The sequence below is a fragment of the Rhodococcus triatomae genome (assembly GCF_014217785.1).
GTDB classification, from domain to species: domain Bacteria; phylum Actinomycetota; class Actinomycetes; order Mycobacteriales; family Mycobacteriaceae; genus Rhodococcus_F; species Rhodococcus_F triatomae.
Genome location: NZ_CP048814.1, coordinates 1,724,139 through 1,740,623 on the forward strand (window position 1 = coordinate 1,724,139; position 16,485 = coordinate 1,740,623).

A 16,485-nucleotide genomic window follows, 5' to 3' on the forward strand; every position below is an offset into this window, starting at 1 on the left:
CCTAACCGCGGGCCCCGACCAGCCGACGAGAACACCGACCCGTCGACGACACCGCCGTCACGACGACTTCTTGGTCGCCTTCTTGGCCGCTGCCTTCTTCGCCGGCGCCTTCTTGGCTGCCGTCTTCTTCGCCGCCTTCTTGGCCGGTGCCTTCTTGGTCGCCTTCTTCTTCACCGGACCGCGAGCTCGCCGATCGGCGAGCAGTTCGGAAGCGCGCGCATCGGTGATCGAGTGCACCTCGTCGCCCTTGCGCAGGCTCGCGTTGGTCTCACCGTCCGTGACGTACGGGCCGAATCGGCCGTCCTTGATCACCATCGGCTTCTCGCTGACCGGATCCACGCCGAGCTCGCGCAGCGGCGGGGTGGCCGCGGCCTGACGGCCGCGACGCTTGGGCTCGGCATAGATCTTCAGCGCTTCGTCCAAGGTGATGTCGAAGATCTGGTCCTCGGTGGCGAGCGAGCGCGAGTCGGTGCCCTTCTTCAGATACGGGCCGTAGCGACCGTTCTGGGCGGTGATCTCCTCGTTCGACGCCGGATCGACGCCGACGACGCGGGGCAGTGACAGCAGCTTGAGCGCATCGTCGAGCGTGACGGTGGACAGGTCCATCGACTTGAACAGTGACCCCGTCCGGGGTTTGGGCCCGGCTGCCTTCTTGGTCGCCTTCTTGGCGGCCTTCTTCGCGGGGGCCTTCGTCGCGGTCGTTCCCTCTGCCGGAATCGGCACCACGTCCGGCTCCGCTGTGGGCGCGGGCGGTGTCGGCTCGGGCTCGGGCAGGAGTTCGGTGACGTACGGGCCGAACCGCCCCTCCTTCGCCACGATCTCGTGACCGGTGAGCGGGTCCACCCCCAGCTTGCGGCCTTCCTGCGGGGTGGAGAACAGCTTCTCCGCGTACTCCGGCGTCAGCTCGTCCGGCGGCAGATCGTCCGGCAGGTTCGCGCGCTGCGAGATCGGGTCGCCGTCCGGGTCGTCCGGGTTGCGCACCATTCGTTCGAGGTAGGGGCCGAAGCGTCCGACCCGCACGTGCACCTCGCGGCCCTCGGCGTCGTCGAAGAGACGGATCGAATTGATCACCCGGGCGTCGATGTCCTCGAGGTTGGTGCCGACCATCTTCTTCAGGCCACCCGAGCGCGCCACCGATCCTTCGGCGCCGTGGTCGCCGCCGAAGTAGAAGCTGCTCAGCCAGTCGCCACGGCGCTCACGGCCGCCGGCGATCTCGTCGAGGTCGTCCTCCATCGCGGCGGTGAAGTCGAAATCGACCAGCCGACCGAAGTGCGCCTCGAGCAGCCCCACGACCGCGAACGCCACCCACGACGGGACCAGTGCACTGCCCCGCTTGTAGACGTATCCCCGGTCCAGGATGGTCTTGATGATCGACGAGTACGTCGAAGGACGGCCGATGCCCAGCTCTTCGAGGGTCTTGATCAGGCTGGCCTCGGTGTAGCGTGCCGGCGGGTTGGTGGAGTGCCCGTCCGGATCGAGCTTCGTCGCCGTGACGGCCTGGCCCTCGGAGAGGACCGGGAGCCGGGACTCGGCGTCGTCGGACTGGCCGCCGGCCTCCTCGTCGACGCTCTCGACGTATGCCTTGAGGAAGCCCGCGAAGGTGATGGTGCGGCCCGAGGAGGAGAACACGCACTCCTCGCCGGTACCGGCCTGCCCCGCGATACGCAGCGTGAGGGTGTTGCCGCGCGCGTCCGCCATCTGCGAGGCGACGGTGCGCTGCCAGATCAGCTCGTAGAGCTTGAACTCGTCGGTATCGAGTTTGGCGTGCAACTGCCCCGGTGTCGCGAAGACGTCACCGGCGGGGCGGATCGCCTCGTGCGCCTCCTGCGCGTTCTTGACCTTGCGGGTGTACTGGCGGGGCGAGCCGTGGACGAACTCGGCGCCGTACAGCTCGGTGGCCTGCGCGCGGGCCGCCGAGATCGCCGACTGCGACAGCGTGGTCGAGTCCGTACGCATGTACGTGATGTAGCCGTTCTCGTACAGCCGCTGCGCGATCCGCATGGTGCGCTCCGAGGTGAACCGAAGCTTGCGGCCGGCCTCCTGCTGCAGCGTCGACGTCATGAACGGCGGGTACGGCTTGCGCGTGTACGGCTTGTTCTCGGCGGAGACGACCTCGAGGTCGACGCCGGCGAGCGACTCGGCCAGACGGCGGGCACGGGCCTCGTCGAGTACCGCGACCGTGTCGGTCTTGAGCTTGCCGTCGGGACCGAAGTCACGGCCGACCGCGACACGCGAGCCGTCGACGCTGACCAGCCGGGCGCCGAACGTCCGTGGGCTGGCGTCGGCACCGGCGTCCAGGGTGGCCGCGATGTCCCAGTAGGACGCCGACCGGAACGCCATCCGCTCGCGCTCGCGCCGGACGATGACACGGGTCGCCACGGACTGCACTCGGCCCGCCGACAGCTTCGGCATGACCTTCTTCCACAGCACCGGGCTGACCTCGTACCCGTAGAGACGGTCGAGGATGCGACGGGTCTCCTGCGCGTCGACGAGGTCGCTGTCGAGATCGCGGGTGTCCTCGGCGGCGGCACGGATGGCAGGTTCGGTGATCTCGTGGAAGACCATCCGGCGCACCGGGATCTTCGGCTTGAGCGTTTCGAGCAGGTGCCAGGCGATGGCCTCGCCCTCACGGTCGGGGTCGGTGGCGAGGAAGAGTTCGTCGGCGTCCTTGAGGAGGCTCTTGAGCTCGGTGACCTTGCCCTTCTTGTCCGGGCTGACGACGTACAGCGGCTCGAAGTCGTGGTCGACGTCCACGCCGAGACGCGCCCACGGCTCGCCCTTGTACTTGGCCGGTACGTCCGCGGCCCCGCGCGGCAGATCGCGAATGTGCCCCACCGACGCCTCGACCACGTAGTTCTTGCCCAGGTAGGGCGCAATCTTGCGCGCCTTGGTCGGCGACTCGACGATCACCAGGCGACGCCGCTGCGCGGAAGCTCCCGCGGTGCCCTGCGCGCTGCCGTTGTCTCCCTTTGCCACCTGTCAGTCCGAGCCTTCCTGCTGTCGATGCCGGGTGTCCGGCACATCCGTGGACGAGCCTCTCGGGCCGGTGTCCTCTCACTAGAGTGACACATCCCGCTGTCATACTCGCAGATCAGTACCGCATACGCGGACCTATACGTGGGGCCATTCGGTACGTGCGTCCAGCTTTTCCGGTGCTTCGCCGATGTTGTCGAGCAACCGGTGCATGCGGCGGCGGCCGGAGATCCGCAGGCCCGGCGAGCCTCCGCGAGTACCCACCAGCGTGGGTGCGATACCGGCTCGGATCAGCGCCTGCGCGAGCGCCGGGTGGGTGTCCGGCGCGTGCGGGTCCAGCCCGAGGACGAACCGCTCCCCCTCCCCTTCCACCCGTCCCGCTGCCACCGCCCACATCCGTAGCGGACGCGCGGAGGGAACCCAGCCCGCCGGCATCGCCTTCACCGCACCCCGCGTCCACTGGTCGGCCAGGGGCTTCAACTCGGGCAGAGCCTCGGTGCGCACCAGCGGGCTGTCCTCCTCGCTGCGGGCGACGACGGCGTCGATCCCGGCTTCCCGGATCAGTGCGGCGACCGCCTCGGCCCGCCGCACGGAATCCACCACGACGGAGATACGGGCCCGGTCGCCGGACACGACGACCTGCCCCGGCCCGGCGAGCAGACCACACAGGTCGGTCACCGCGGGAGGCATCGACTCCGCGGAGAAGAAGGACAACTGACTCATCGCGCCACCTCTGGTTCCGTCCACCACCCTAGGCCCGAAATGTCCGCAGACCGGGCACGAATCGACCCGACTCCGAAACGAGTCGACCCCGAAATCCGGCGTCCCCGAAACGACTCGTCCCCCACCACCCGCGAGGGTGATGGGGGACAGTCGAGGCCGGGTCGAGGACGCAGCCTTTCCGATCTACTTCGTCACCGGGATCTCCCGGCGAGTGAGAGGTGAAATCAGAGTGCGCGAACGCCGGTCGCCTGCGGGCCCTTGGTGCCCTGGCCGACCTCGAACTCCACGCGCTGGTTCTCCTCGAGGGTGCGGAAGCCGCTGCCCTGGATCTCGGAGTAGTGAACGAAGACGTCAGCGGAGCCGTCTTCGGGTGCGATGAAGCCGAAGCCCTTTTCCGCGTTGAACCACTTCACAGTGCCCTGAGCCATGCTTTCCTTCTCTTTCTAACCACCGGATTCGGCGGACAGCTGTACAGTCCGCCGGGCCGGTTCCGACCGCTGTACTACTCGATTTCCCCCTCAGGAAAGCAGAGCACCGCGTTCGCAACATCGATCCTGCACACGCGGCTCGAATCCACGAGCACAGAAGCTGCGACCAGGTGTAGTCAACCATGAACGGCGCGAACGCAACAGTCGAAATGCCGACAATTCCACGAAAAACTCGATCTTGTTCGCCACTACCTCACGGCAGTCCATTGAATACGACACGACCCGGCCCGCCACCGGCCCGCGGGCGGTGCGACCGCTATCATCGAATCCGCAGGTTGCGGCCATGTTCGCCGTGACGGTTCCCCTCGATCGACAGTCCGGAGAAGTCGCGTGAACACGGTGTTTTCGTCCGATGACACGAGTGGAAATTCTGCCGTGACATATGGTCGCGAACTCCTGAGCCACGTCGGCGGCCGCACTATCGGCCTCGGCGGCTCGATCCCGGCGGGACCGGACGGTACTTCAGAGCAAGACACTGCGCCCCTGACGTTCGCCACCGACGTCCCCGGCCGCGTTGCGCGGCACGCGAACTGGCCGGACTGGGCTCACCCTTCCGTGGTCCGGGCGCTGCGCGACGCCGGAGTCGGAGAACCGTGGACGCACCAGGCCGAGGCCGCGGAGCTGGCACATTCCGGCACCCACGTCGTCCTGTCCACCGGTACCGCGTCGGGCAAATCCTGCGCCTACCAGTTACCGATCCTCACCGACCTCGCCGAGGACCCGCGGGCGACCGCGCTCTATCTCTCACCGACGAAAGCCCTGGGCGCCGACCAGCTCCGGGCGACGACCACGCTGTGTTCCGCGGACCGGGACCTCGCCGGCATCCACCCGTGCGGGTTCGACGGGGACACCCCCACCGAGATCCGGGGATGGGCCCGGGAGAACTCCCGCTGGCTGTTCACCAACCCGGACATGCTGCACGTCTCGCTGCTACGGGGCCACACCCGATGGGCACACTTCCTGCGGAAGCTGCGCTACGTCGTCATCGACGAGTGCCATTCGTACCGCGGCGTGTTCGGGTCCCACGTCGCGTGGGTGATCCGGCGGCTGCGCCGCATCGCGGCCCGGTACGGCGCGCACCCGGTGTTCGTGCTCGCGAGTGCGACCACGGCCGATCCCGGGGCGGCGGCCACACGGCTCGTCGGTGCCCCGTGCGCCGAGGTCACCGACGACGGTTCCCCACACGGCCCACGCACCATCGCGCTGTGGGAGCCCCCGCTGATGAGCGACACGATCGGCGAGAACGGCAGTCCGGTACGGCGTCCGGCGCCGACCGAGGCCGCCCGGATCATGGCCGACCTGGTCGCCGAGGGCGCCCGCACCCTCACTTTCGTGCGATCCCGGCGCGCGGCCGAGGTCACCGCGCTCGCCGCCCGCCGCCACCTCGCCGAACGCCATCCCGACCTGGTGTCCCGGGTGGCGTCGTACCGTGCCGGCTATCTGTCCGAGGATCGGCGGGCACTCGAGACCGCGCTCTCCGAAGGCGAACTGCTCGGCGCCGCGAGCACCAATGCCCTGGAGCTCGGGGTGGACATCGCGGGCCTGGACGCCGTCGTCGTCGCCGGATTCCCGGGCACGGTCGCCTCGTTCTGGCAGCAGGGCGGGCGATCGGGGCGCCGTGGCGAGGGCTCGCTCGTCGTCCTCGTCGCCCGGGACGACCCCCTCGACATGTATCTCGTGCATCACCCGGAGGCACTGCTCGGGCGACCCGTCGAAGCCTCCGTCACCGATCCGACCAACCCCTACGTGCTCGGCCCGCAACTGCTGTGTGCGGCCGCGGAGCAACCGCTCACCCAGGACGAGGTCGACGAGTTCGGCGCACACGACGTCCTGGCCCGGCTCGCCGACGAGGGCCTGGTCCGGCGCAGGGCCCACGGGTGGTTCGTCACCCCCGGCACCGATCCGCACGCGGCGGTCGACATCCGGGGCGGAATCGGCTCCCAGGTGGCGATCGTGGACGCCGGGTGCGGCCGCCTGCTCGGCACCGTCGATGCGGGACGTGCTCCGGCCACGGTGCACCCGGGCGCGGTCCACATCCATCAGGGGGAGAGCTACGTCGTCGACGAGCTCGATCTCGACCAGGGTGTCGCGCTGGTGCACGAGGAAGAACCCGAATGGTCGACCTCGGTGCGTTCGACCACCGACATCACGATCACGGGGTCGATCGAACAGAAGCAGTACGGTGACGTCGACGTCGCGCTCGTGGAGGTCGACGTCACGGACCAGGTGATCGGCTACCTGCGGCGACTGCCGTCCGGTGAGGTGCTGGACTCGGTGTCGCTGGACATGCCCGCCCAGACGCTCCCCACCCGGGCCGTGAGGTACACGCTGACACCGGAACTGCTCGAAGCCGCGGGTCTCGGTGCCGAACGGATTCCCGGAGCACTGCACGCGGCCGAGCACGCGGCCATCGGCCTGCTCCCACTGATCGCCACGTGCGATCGCGGCGACATCGGCGGAGTGTCCACCGCCCTGCACCCGGACACCGGGCTGCCCACGATCTTCGTCTACGACGGCCATCCGGGCGGTGCCGGATTCGCCGACCGGGGCCACGCCGAGATACGACGCTGGCTGACCGCCACCCGGGACGCGATCGAGGCGTGCCGGTGCCGCGCCGGCTGCCCGTCGTGCGTGTACTCGCCCAAGTGCGGCAACGGAAACGAACCGTTGGACAAGGACGGGGCAGTCCGGGTCCTGTCTCTCGTCCTGGCCGCGCTCGGGTGAACTCGCCCGGAGCGGTGCTCGCTGCTGAGCTAGTTTGGGCCCTGATGAGGTGCAACCGATGAGTCAGAACCCGATGAGCCCGACCGGGGAAGCCGCGCGTGATCAGGCGGTGCGTGCGATCGAGAAGGCCCTGCGCGGCGCCGACCTGGCCACGCTGACGGCGGCGGTCCGGGCGCTGGCACCGATGCAGGTCGTCGACGTCCTCGAACGCCTCGACGACAAGGACCGCGCGGTCGTCTACCGACTGCTGCCCAAGGACCGGGCGATGGAGGTCTTCGAGAACCTCGACCCGAGCCTGCAGCGGGACCTGCTGGGTGCACTGCAGGACGACGACGTCACCGCACTGTTCGCCGATCTCGATCCGGACGATCGCGTCGAATTGCTCGACGAGCTGCCCGCCACCGTCGCCCGGCGCCTCATGCAGGGCCTGCCGGCCCACGAACGGGAGATGACGGCCGGGATCCTCGGCTATCCCCAGGGCTCCATCGGGCGCAGGATGAGCCCGGAGTTCGTCGCCGTCGACCGTTCCTGGACGGTGGAGCACGCCCTGGACCGGGTGCGGCGGCGCCTCGAGGACGCCGAGACCGTCTACTCCCTGCCGGTCACCGACGGCCATCGCGTGCTGGTGGGCATGGTGAGCCTGCGGGAGTTGATGAAGGCGGAGCCGGACACCGAGGTGTCCACGATCATGCAGCCGGCCAACTGGGCACGCGCGACGGACGACAGCGAGGAGGTCGCCCGGCGGTGCGCCGATCTGAAGCTGCTGGCTCTGCCCGTGGTGGACAACGAGACCCGCATCGTGGGCATCCTCACCGTCGACGACGCCCTGCAGATCCTCGAGCACGCCGACAGCGAGGACCAGGCCCGCATCGGTGGTACCGAGCCCCTGCGTCAGCCCTACCTGACCACGCCCGTCGGCAGCCTCGTGCGTTCGCGAGTGGTGTGGCTGCTGGTGCTGGCCATCGGTGCCACCCTCACCGTGCAGGTGCTCGAGGTCTTCGAGACCACCCTCAGCGAGGTGGTGGCGCTGGCCCTGTTCGTGCCGCTCCTCATCGGAACCGGTGGCAACACCGGTAACCAGGCGGCCACCACGGTGACCCGTGCCCTCGCTCTCGGTGACGTGGGCCCGCGCGACATCGCCAAGGTCCTGGCCCGCGAACTGCGCGTGGGCATCTCGCTCGGCCTGCTCCTGGGCACGGTGGCATTCGTCGTCACCGGCTTCGTCTACGACTGGCCGCTGGGAACCGTCATCGGGCTGACCCTGCTGAGCGTGTGCACGATGGCCGCGACGGTCGGCGGCGCGATGCCGCTGGTGGCCAGGACCATTCGTGCCGACCCCGCCGTCTTCTCCAACCCGTTCATCACCACCTTCGTCGATGCCACGGGGCTGCTGCTCTACTTCCTCATCGCCAGGGCCGTCCTCGGGATCTGATCATTGTCGGTGCTCACGCGACACCGAACGGTCCGGCGTCGGGACAACCCTTGACAACATACAACCAATTGGTTGTATGTTAGGAGAGTGGACGGAGACGACGAGGATCGGGCGGATGCCCTGTTCCACGCGCTCGCCGATCGAACCCGGCGCGACATCATGCGCCGCGTACTGGCCGGCGAACATTCGGTGTCCACACTCGCGGAGCAGTACGACATGAGCTTTGCCGCGGTGCAGAAACACGTCTCCGTGCTGGAGAAGGCCGGCCTGCTGACCAAACGGCGCAGCGGGCGGCAGCAGTTGGCACGCGGTGACGTGGCAGCAGTGCGCTCGGTGGCGTCCATGCTCACCGGGCTCGAGCAGGTGTGGCGCGGCCGTGTCGCCCGTATCGACGAACTCGTCGAATCGACCCTGATCGAACCAACCCCGATAGACCCGACCCAGATCGAACCAACACTGGAGGACTGAACGATGCCTGTCACCGATGTTCAGCACGATCTCGACACACTGACGCTCACCATCACAGCCGATTTCGCGGCACCGGTGGAGCGGATCTGGCAGGTCTACGCCGACCCGCGGCAGCTCGAGAAGGTGTGGGGCCCGCCGACGTATCCGGCGACCGTCGTCGAGCACTCCCTCACACCCGGTGGCCGGGTCACGTACTACATGACCGGCCCGGAAGGCGAGAAGTTCGCCGGCTACTGGGAGATCGTCGCGGTCGACGAGCCGGGGAGCCTGACCTTCCTCGACGGTTTCGCCGACGAGGAGTTCACCCCGAATACCGAACTGCCGGTGTCGAAGAACGTCTACACGTTCACCGAACACGACGGCGGCACCCGGGCCACGTACGTGAGCACCTACGAGTCCGCCGACGCCCTGCAGCAGGTGCTGGACATGGGCGTCGTGGAAGGAGCGTCGTCGGCGATCAACCAGATCGACGACCTGCTCGCCTCCTGAGTTGCCGGCTCATTCGCCCACCGGACCCGCCCGGGCCACGGCGTGAGCCTCCGAACTCCCCGGAATCGAGATCGCCACCCGGGTCGACACCTGCACTGTCACGTCCCAATCCTCGACCGTGCAGGTGTCGACGGTGGCAGCGTTGCGCGCGGCCACGGAATCCGCGGCCGCGCACGCCGCCTCGACCCCGGAGACCAGTGCCGCGGCACCGGCGAGAGCCGCCAGGTCCGCCGCCGACTGGGCGCGGTGACGCGCACCGACGGCCGCTCCGACGTGGATCAGTGCGGCCGTGATCACCAGGAGCACCACGATCACGAACGCGCCGATCACCGACGCCGAACCCGAGTCCGGCCTCACGTTCACGAGCACCGCCCTTTCATCGGGCCTGCCCCGCCGTGGGCTCGATCGCGGCCACCGCCTCGGCGGAGATCCGCACCATCGGGAGCAGTGGAGTACGCGCACGCACCGTCGCGACGACGACATCACCCTCGGTCCGGATCTGCACGTGTGCCCCGTCCGGGGCGACGCGCTGCGCCGTCGCCATCGCGGCGGCGTCTCCACGGGCCGTGAGCCGCGCCGCCTCGCGTGCCGAATCCACGCACCGCACATGCAATGTCACGGCGACCACGGCCGCCACGCACAGCATGAGAACCACCACGATCGAGGCGATGGCGATGGCCGCCTCCACCGTGACGGCACCCTCGTCACCCCGCGGGACACGGTTCGGAGCGTTCACACCGCGGTGCTCACTCACACCGCGGTGTTGAGGGCGCGGTCGATGATGTCCGTCAACGCGCTGACGATATTGTTGCCGGTGACCACGGCATAGAGCACCGCCCCGAAGGCCGCGGCGGCGATCGTGCCGATCGCGTACTCCGCCGTACTCATCCCCTCGTCCTCGACGGCGAGCGCCACTGCTCGCGTCCGGATCGCCTGCGTCATCGTGTGAATCGTCTTCTCCCCCATGATTCCCCCTCTCGTACACACCGCCGCCGTCGGCGAGCGGTGCCTCGACGCGGCCGGTCCGCGTCGAGTCCTGCACCCGAGCCGGGGCTGTCACAGCAGCCCGTCCCCGAGAACCTTGGTGGCCAGCCCGACCACGACCGGCACGATGCCCAGACACACGAAGGCCGGGAGGAAGCACAGCCCGAGAGGACCACTGATCAGCACACCCGCGCGCTCGGCGGCGGCCGCAGCAGCATCCTCGGCCTGCGACCGCTCGTCGCGGGCGAGTTCGGTGATCGCCGCCGACAGGGAGGAGCCCGAACGAGCAGACCGCCGCGCGAGACGCGCCAGCGATTCGCACGACGGATCCCCCGCGGCGTGCTCCCAGGCGGCGTCCGCATCCGCACCGAGCGCGAGAAGATCCGCGGCCCGCCGGAGCGAAGTGCCCATCGTGGCCGGAACGACCCCTGCCACCGCTGCGGCCGCGTCGGCGACCGGAAGACCGGCTCGAAGGCACGCCGCCAGCAGATCGAATCCGGCCGCGATCGCCAGCGGATCCGGCGGCCCGACCACCTCCGGCCCTACCGGGGCGCCCGGGTCGGGGGCCCGCACTCGCAGCGCCGGACCGGGCCGGCTCGGAAACGCGATCAGCGCGCCGGCGACGAGCATCGGCACCAGCCAGTTCACGAGACCACCCGCCGAGTGATGCGGTCCGTCCAGAACAGTCCGGCACAGGCCAGTGCGGATCCGACGACGAGCAACACTCCCCCGACACCGCCGCCGAGCAGTACGCGCCACGGGGAGGCGCCCATCAACTGCCCGAGCCCCACCCCGACAACGGGTAGCCCCGCGAGGACGGCCGCCGTGGCCCGCGCACCTGCCAGGCCCGCCTCCGTCCGTCGCCGGAACCTCGCTCGACCCTGGAGATCCGCGCGAACCGCCTGCAACAGTTCCGCGAGTGCGAGTCCGTGTCTGTCGGCGACGAGCCACACCGCGGCGATTCGCTCGAACGCCTCGGCGGCCGGGCCCCGCGCACCCCGGAACCCCTGGGCTGCAGAACCTCCCAGCCGGGCTCGCGCAGCGGCGGTGCGAAACACCTCCGCCACGGGCGGAGCGCACTCGTCGGCAGCTGCCGCGCACGCCGCCGCCGGATGCGCGCCCACCGTCAGCTCCGCAGCGAGCGTGTCCAGCCCCGCCTGGACGGCGGCGACCTGGGCGATCCGTTCCCGGTCCGCGCGAGCTCGTGCGATCCGCCCGTGCGCGGTGGCGCCGACCAGCAGCGCCGCCACCACCACTGCGACGCTGCCGCTCACCACGATCAGCACCGTCGCCAGGGCCGCGATCGCCGCCACCGCGACAGGGCGTCGTCCGGCCGCGCCGGTAGCACGGACCGATCGTGACGCCGTCCGCGTGCGTATCCGCCGGAGCGCTCCCGCGGGCGGCAGCAGCGCCAGTGCCGCACCGAGCAGGAGGAGAGGTACCACCACGGTCGTCGTCATCCACTCCCCCTACGCTCGAGGAGCGCCCGCAGGAGCTCCGCGCCAGGCGCGCGATCGGAGCCCACCGTCCACGCCGGCACGATCGTGACCCGGCCGGTGTGGGCGTCCGGTGAGACGACTCCCACCTGTACGAGGCGACGCCGCCCGTCCGCGCCACGATGGACGTGGAGCACGACCTGGAGGGCCGCTGCGAGCTGACTGTGCAGCGCCGCCCGATCGAGTCCGCCGAGGGCGGCGAGCGCCTCGAGCCGGGCAGGAACCTCGTCGGGGGAATTGGCGTGCACCGTTCCCGCGCCGCCGTCGTGGCCGGTGTTGAGGGCAGTGAGAAGATCGACGACCTCGGGGCCCCGCACCTCGCCGACCACCAGTCGGTCCGGACGCATCCGCAACGACTGCCGCACCAGATCACGAATCGTCACTTCCCCCACGCCCTCGACGTTCGCCGCCCGCGCCACCAGCCGCACCACGTGAGGATGCGCGGGCGCCAGTTCGGCGGCATCCTCGACGCAGACGATGCGCTCGACCGGGTCCACCTCGCCGAGCAACGCGGCGAGCAGGGTCGTCTTTCCGGCGCCGGTCCCGCCGACGACGAGAAAGGCGAGCCTGGCACGGACGATCCGGACCAGCAGTTCGTACGCGGCCGGCTCGAGCGTGCCCCGGGCACGCAACGCCTCGAGGCCCTGGGTCGCCGGGCGCAGCACACGCAGCGACAGACACGTCCCGCCCTGCGCCACCGGAGCCAGCACCGCGTGCAGGCGCACCCCGAACGTGCCGTTGCCGACACCCATCCCGTTCCCGAGGGCACCGAGCCGGCCGTCCACCCACGGCTGGGCGTCGTCGAGACGGCGCCCGGCCGCCAGGGCCAACCGCTGGCCGAGCCGACGCACCGCCGCCTCGTCCGCGAACCGCACCGCGGCGCGCTCGAGGCCGCGTCCGCGGTCCACCCACACCTGGTCCGGCCCGGTGACCAGGACGTCCGAGACGCCGGGCTCGGCGAGGATCGCCTCGAGAGGGCCGGCGCCGGTGAGTTCGGTCTGCAACTCGCGGAGCACGGCGAGCAGGTCGGCGTCGCCGAGAACCCCACCGGACTCGGACCGGATCGCCTCGGCCACCGTGGCGGGAGTCGGGTCACCGGCCGCCTGGGCGAGCCGGTCCCGCACCCGATCCAGGAGATCCGTGTTCACCAGCGGGCTCACGCCGCCCACCCCACGCGCTCGGGCCGCTCGGCCAACCGCGCCAGTACGGCGCGCGCTGCCTCACCGAGCGGCGAACGACGGCGCAGCCGGAACCCGTCGTGCTCGAGCATTCCCGGCACCGCCCGGTCCGCGCGCATCGAGGCCAGCAGCGGACGATCCACCGCGGTGACCACGTCCGACGCCCGTAGACCGCCGGGTGCCGGGCCCCGGACGACGAGCCCGACGTTCGGATTCCGCTGGGCGATCCGCCCCGCCACCTTCTCGGCCGCGACACACCCGCGCACCGTCGCGGGAACGACGAGCGCAACCAGATCGGATTCGGCCAGCAGTACGTCCGCGATCTCCGCTCCGGGAATCTCGCCACCGGGCCGGGGAACATCACACACCGTGACCTCCACCGACGAGCGAGCCGCCTCGAGTACGGCCCGCGCGGCCGCGGCCGTCGGGCCGAACGACTCGCCCTCGACCCGGTCGCAGGAGAGCACCCGCACACCGGACGACGCGCGGGGAAGGGCGTCGTACAGCGCGGTGGCCGAGACCCGGCCGCTCTCCACCCGCAACCCCGACCACCGCAGCCCCGGCGTGCTCTCGAGGCCGAGGGTGAGATCCAACCCGGACCCGTAGGTGTCCGCGTCGACGAGCAGCGTCGTCATCTCGTCCGCAACCGATGCCGACGCCAGGGCGGCCGAGAACGTGGACGCACCGGCACCGCCGCACCCGCCGACGACCGCGACCACAGCTCCCGTACCGGTCTCCGTCCCCGGGCGCTCCCCCATCGACGTCATCAGCGCCGGTTCGTCGTCCGGCAGACCGAGGACGGATTCGGCGCCGACCTCGGCCGCGGCCTTCCACTCGGCGAGACCGGGTTCTCCTTCCGTCACGATCACCACCCCGGACCGCCTGCGGACGCCACCGCGCCGGTGCGCTGCCGCCCGGGTGTCGAGGACGACCAGTGCGGCGGACTCCCATTCCGGCGAGTGGATCGACGGCATCTCCACGACGCGGCGTCCCGCGGCGGCGGCCACTCGGTGGATGCTCGGGAGCAGTGCCGCGGCGCCCACCACCACGAGGACGAAGGCGTCGTCCGGTTCGGCGGCGGGTGCGGCGTCGTGTGTTCCGGCGATGTCGCCGAGACGCGAGCTACCGCCGGCGTATCGCGGTTCTGCGGTGTCCATGCATCGAAGAATCCCGCCGCGCGGACGACAACGAAAGGGGCGATCAGCGATCTGTGGATGAATCCGACCTGTGGATGGATTCCTGCACGGCCGTCGCGAATGTGCAAGGCTTCTCGGCTGCGCACCGTGCCCGAGATAGAGGACGACCCCCGCCAGGGGGGAGGAGGCGGGGGTCGTCAGTGCTCAGCCCCGGGGGGTCGGGCTGAGCCCGTCCGGATCGAGCCGGACACGTCCGATACTACACCCATTCGCAGCAATGTTTGCAAGTTCAACTGTCCGATGTTCGACGAGAGCGTGCAGCGACGACGACGGGCCGGGTTTCCGCCTATCCTCGAGCGTGTGACCACGACGAGGAGCACCACGACGGGCAACACTCCAGCGACCGGTCGGGTCGCGGCATTCTTCGACCTCGACAAGACCATCATCGCCAAGTCGAGCACCCTCGCCTTCTCCCGGCCGCTGTTCGACCAGGGCCTGATCAACCGGCGTTCGGTCCTCAAGAGCAGCTACGCCCAGTTCCTGTTCATGCTGTCCGGGGCGGATCACGACCAGATGGAGCGGATGCGGGCCTACCTGACGTCCATGACGGCGGGATGGAACGTCGAACAGGTGCGCGCCGTGGTCGCCGAGACCCTGCACGACATCGTCGATCCCCTGGTGTTCGCCGAGGCGGCGGACCTGATCGCCGACCATCGGGCACGGGGGCACGACGTCGTGGTGGTGTCCGCATCCGGCCAGGAGGTGGTGCAGCCGATCGCGGACGCGGTCGGCGCCGACCACTCGATCGCCACGCGCCTGGCCGTCGCCGACGGCAAGTACACCGGCGAGGTGGACTTCTACTGCTACGGGCCCGGCAAGGTGGAGGGCATCGAGGCCCTCGCCCGCGAGCGCGGCTACGACCTGGCCCGCAGCTATGCGTACTCCGATTCCGTGACGGATCTGCCGATGCTCGAGGCCGTCGGCCACCCGACGGCGGTCAACCCCGACCGCGGCCTGCGCAAGGCGGCAGCCGAAAAGGGCTGGCCCATGCTGACTTTCTCGAATCCGGTGTCGCTGCGAGCCCGCCTCTCCTCGTCCTCCACTCCCGTACTCGCGACCGGCGCGGCACTGTTCGTCGGGGCCGTGCTGGCCGGCGCCTTCACCTACGGGGCACTGCGCCGCCGACGCTGATCGGGTACTCGCCCTCCCGAAAACTCGTCTGTCACAAAGCTCGATTGGCTCTTGAGAAGCCTCGCGGCACGGGGTACAAAGGAGGTACGGAAGGCGGGAAGGCCAGGATCGTCCCGGAAGAGAAGGAACGATCTCCCGACCCGAATTCCCGAGTACGGGCACCAGTACCCACGCGGAGCCTAAGCCACTATAAGGGCAGAAGCGTTGTGGGCCTGCGAGATTCGAATCTGATCGGCAAGGACTCTGCACTGGTTGCGGGGACGACCCGATGAGGTCCGATGAGACGCCGAGGCCAGTGACACACAACCCACCTGAGCACGCCTGGTAGCGGGTACCCGTGCTGGTCGGGCGGCGGAACCGATGCGAATCGGAAACGCCGCCCGATTCGTGTGTTCGGCGGCGACCGATCGAGCGGAGCGGCCCTAGCTGGGCGCTGCGGCCTCCGCGATCGAGAGCGCCTCGCGGGCACCGGCTTCGAGCGCGCCGCAGCAGAACACGACCCAGCCGCCGACCCCCTCCGGTGTGCCCGCCGCAAATCCCTCCGCCGCGTCGCGATAGACCTGCGGTCGACGCAGCCAGCTCACCTCGGGTACGCCCAGATTGTGCGGGTCGAGGCCGGTCGAGACCGACACCAGCCGGGACGCCGCGCGGGCGACCACACCGTCGGAGAGCCCGAAGGGGGCGAGCGTCAGCAGTTCGCCGTGGACCACCGCCGCCACGACCGGGGCGGGAGCGGACGTCCCGCCCGTCACGAGCTGTGCCAGCCCGTCGAGCCGTTCGCCGACCCCCGCGTCCGGACGCGGACGTCCCAGTTGCTCGGCGTCGGTCACCAGGTCCGCCGCCGCCAGCAGGTGCAACCGGGCCAGTGTCTGGAGCGGCGCCCGCTGCCACGTGCGCACCGTGGCGTCGAGCGCATCACCCTCGAGTGCCTGCCCCACCCGCAGTGCTCCGGACAGCACCGGATCGCCGGCCTCACCCGGGGCAGGAAGCTCCATGACCCCGCCGTCGAGTGCCGACGAGGCGCGCGCCGCCCGCACCGCCGCCTCTGCGGCGGTGGTCGGCCAGCCGCGGCGGTTGCTGCGGTGCCGGTGCACCTCGCCCAGCGCGGTCCGGGCCTGGTCGGCGGCCTCCCGAACTCCTGGCAGGTCGACGAGCGGATCGAGGGGGTCGTTCACGAACAACGACGGTACCCGCCCGGCACGG

General features: G+C 70.1%; 16 protein-coding genes. 5 read left to right on the top strand and 11 right to left on the bottom strand.

What is annotated here, in order from left to right:
* Positions 1 to 57 precede the first annotated feature (57 nt).
* From topA to G4H71_RS08075, 3 genes are all read right to left on the bottom strand, one after another.
* Positions 58 to 2,976, bottom strand: coding sequence for a type I DNA topoisomerase (gene topA, locus G4H71_RS08065; RefSeq protein ID WP_072740289.1), 2,919 nt, complete (start codon positions 2,974 to 2,976; stop codon positions 58 to 60).
* A 135-nt stretch (positions 2,977 to 3,111) separates the two neighbouring features.
* A complete protein-coding gene (locus tag G4H71_RS08070) occupies positions 3,112 to 3,696 on the bottom strand; it encodes a hypothetical protein (RefSeq protein ID WP_072740300.1) in 585 nt (194 codons plus the stop codon).
* Between the two features lie 224 nt (positions 3,697 to 3,920).
* Positions 3,921 to 4,124: a cold-shock protein gene (locus G4H71_RS08075; RefSeq protein WP_003935252.1), complete on the bottom strand. Its 204-nt coding sequence runs from the start codon at positions 4,122 to 4,124 to the stop codon at positions 3,921 to 3,923.
* A gap of 390 nt (positions 4,125 to 4,514) precedes the next feature.
* On the opposite strand from G4H71_RS08075, the gene sftH reads away from it, so the two are divergent.
* The 4 genes from sftH (at position 4,515) to G4H71_RS08095 (ending at position 9,297) form a co-directional block, all read left to right on the top strand.
* Positions 4,515 to 6,908 (top strand): DNA 3'-5' helicase SftH, encoded by a 2,394-nt coding sequence (gene sftH / locus G4H71_RS08080; protein WP_072740290.1) that lies wholly within the window; start codon positions 4,515 to 4,517, stop codon positions 6,906 to 6,908.
* Between the two features lie 58 nt (positions 6,909 to 6,966).
* A complete protein-coding gene (gene mgtE / locus G4H71_RS08085; protein WP_246442458.1) occupies positions 6,967 to 8,340 on the top strand; it encodes a magnesium transporter in 1,374 nt (457 codons plus the stop codon).
* An 87-nt stretch (positions 8,341 to 8,427) separates the two neighbouring features.
* Positions 8,428 to 8,808 carry an ArsR/SmtB family transcription factor gene (locus G4H71_RS08090; RefSeq protein WP_072740292.1) on the top strand — a complete coding sequence of 127 codons (381 nt, stop codon included), beginning with the start codon at positions 8,428 to 8,430 and terminating at the stop codon, positions 8,806 to 8,808.
* A 3-nt stretch (positions 8,809 to 8,811) separates the two neighbouring features.
* The gene (locus tag G4H71_RS08095) at positions 8,812 to 9,297 is read left to right on the top strand and encodes an SRPBCC family protein (protein WP_072740293.1); all 486 of its coding nucleotides are present in this window, start codon (positions 8,812 to 8,814) and stop codon (positions 9,295 to 9,297) included.
* Positions 9,298 to 9,306: 9 nt separating this feature from the next.
* On the opposite strand, the gene G4H71_RS08100 is transcribed toward G4H71_RS08095, so the two are convergent.
* From G4H71_RS08100 to ssd, 7 genes are all read right to left on the bottom strand, one after another.
* Complete coding sequence (locus tag G4H71_RS08100) at positions 9,307 to 9,660, bottom strand: Rv3654c family TadE-like protein (RefSeq protein ID WP_246442408.1); 354 nt, start codon at positions 9,658 to 9,660, stop codon at positions 9,307 to 9,309.
* A 13-nt stretch (positions 9,661 to 9,673) separates the two neighbouring features.
* Positions 9,674 to 10,033 (bottom strand): TadE family type IV pilus minor pilin, encoded by a 360-nt coding sequence (locus tag G4H71_RS08105; RefSeq protein ID WP_072740302.1) that lies wholly within the window; start codon positions 10,031 to 10,033, stop codon positions 9,674 to 9,676.
* A gap of 14 nt (positions 10,034 to 10,047) precedes the next feature.
* Positions 10,048 to 10,239: a DUF4244 domain-containing protein gene (locus G4H71_RS08110; protein WP_072740301.1), complete on the bottom strand. Its 192-nt coding sequence runs from the start codon at positions 10,237 to 10,239 to the stop codon at positions 10,048 to 10,050.
* 114 nt (positions 10,240 to 10,353) lie between these two features.
* Positions 10,354 to 10,929, bottom strand: a complete 576-nt coding sequence (locus tag G4H71_RS08115; protein ID WP_072740295.1) for a type II secretion system F family protein — start codon at positions 10,927 to 10,929, stop codon at positions 10,354 to 10,356.
* The gene (locus G4H71_RS08120; protein ID WP_072740296.1) at positions 10,926 to 11,741 is read right to left on the bottom strand and encodes a type II secretion system F family protein; all 816 of its coding nucleotides are present in this window, start codon (positions 11,739 to 11,741) and stop codon (positions 10,926 to 10,928) included. The genes G4H71_RS08115 and G4H71_RS08120 overlap by 4 nt, the downstream gene beginning before the upstream one ends.
* A complete protein-coding gene (locus G4H71_RS08125) occupies positions 11,738 to 12,946 on the bottom strand; it encodes a TadA family conjugal transfer-associated ATPase (RefSeq protein WP_371843051.1) in 1,209 nt (402 codons plus the stop codon). Before G4H71_RS08125 ends, G4H71_RS08120 begins: the two co-directional genes overlap by 4 nt.
* Complete coding sequence (gene ssd, locus G4H71_RS08130) at positions 12,934 to 14,112, bottom strand: septum site-determining protein Ssd (protein WP_083343056.1); 1,179 nt, start codon at positions 14,110 to 14,112, stop codon at positions 12,934 to 12,936. Before ssd ends, G4H71_RS08125 begins: the two co-directional genes overlap by 13 nt.
* A 279-nt stretch (positions 14,113 to 14,391) precedes the next feature.
* On the opposite strand from ssd, the gene G4H71_RS08135 reads away from it, so the two are divergent.
* Entirely contained in the window at positions 14,392 to 15,282 is an 891-nt protein-coding gene (locus G4H71_RS08135) for an HAD family hydrolase (protein WP_083343055.1), read from the top strand.
* 422 nt (positions 15,283 to 15,704) lie between these two features.
* Here G4H71_RS08135 and G4H71_RS08140 read toward each other — a convergent pair whose 3' ends face one another.
* Complete coding sequence (locus tag G4H71_RS08140) at positions 15,705 to 16,457, bottom strand: oxidoreductase (RefSeq protein WP_072740305.1); 753 nt, start codon at positions 16,455 to 16,457, stop codon at positions 15,705 to 15,707.
* Between the last annotated feature and the right edge of the window lie 28 nt (positions 16,458 to 16,485).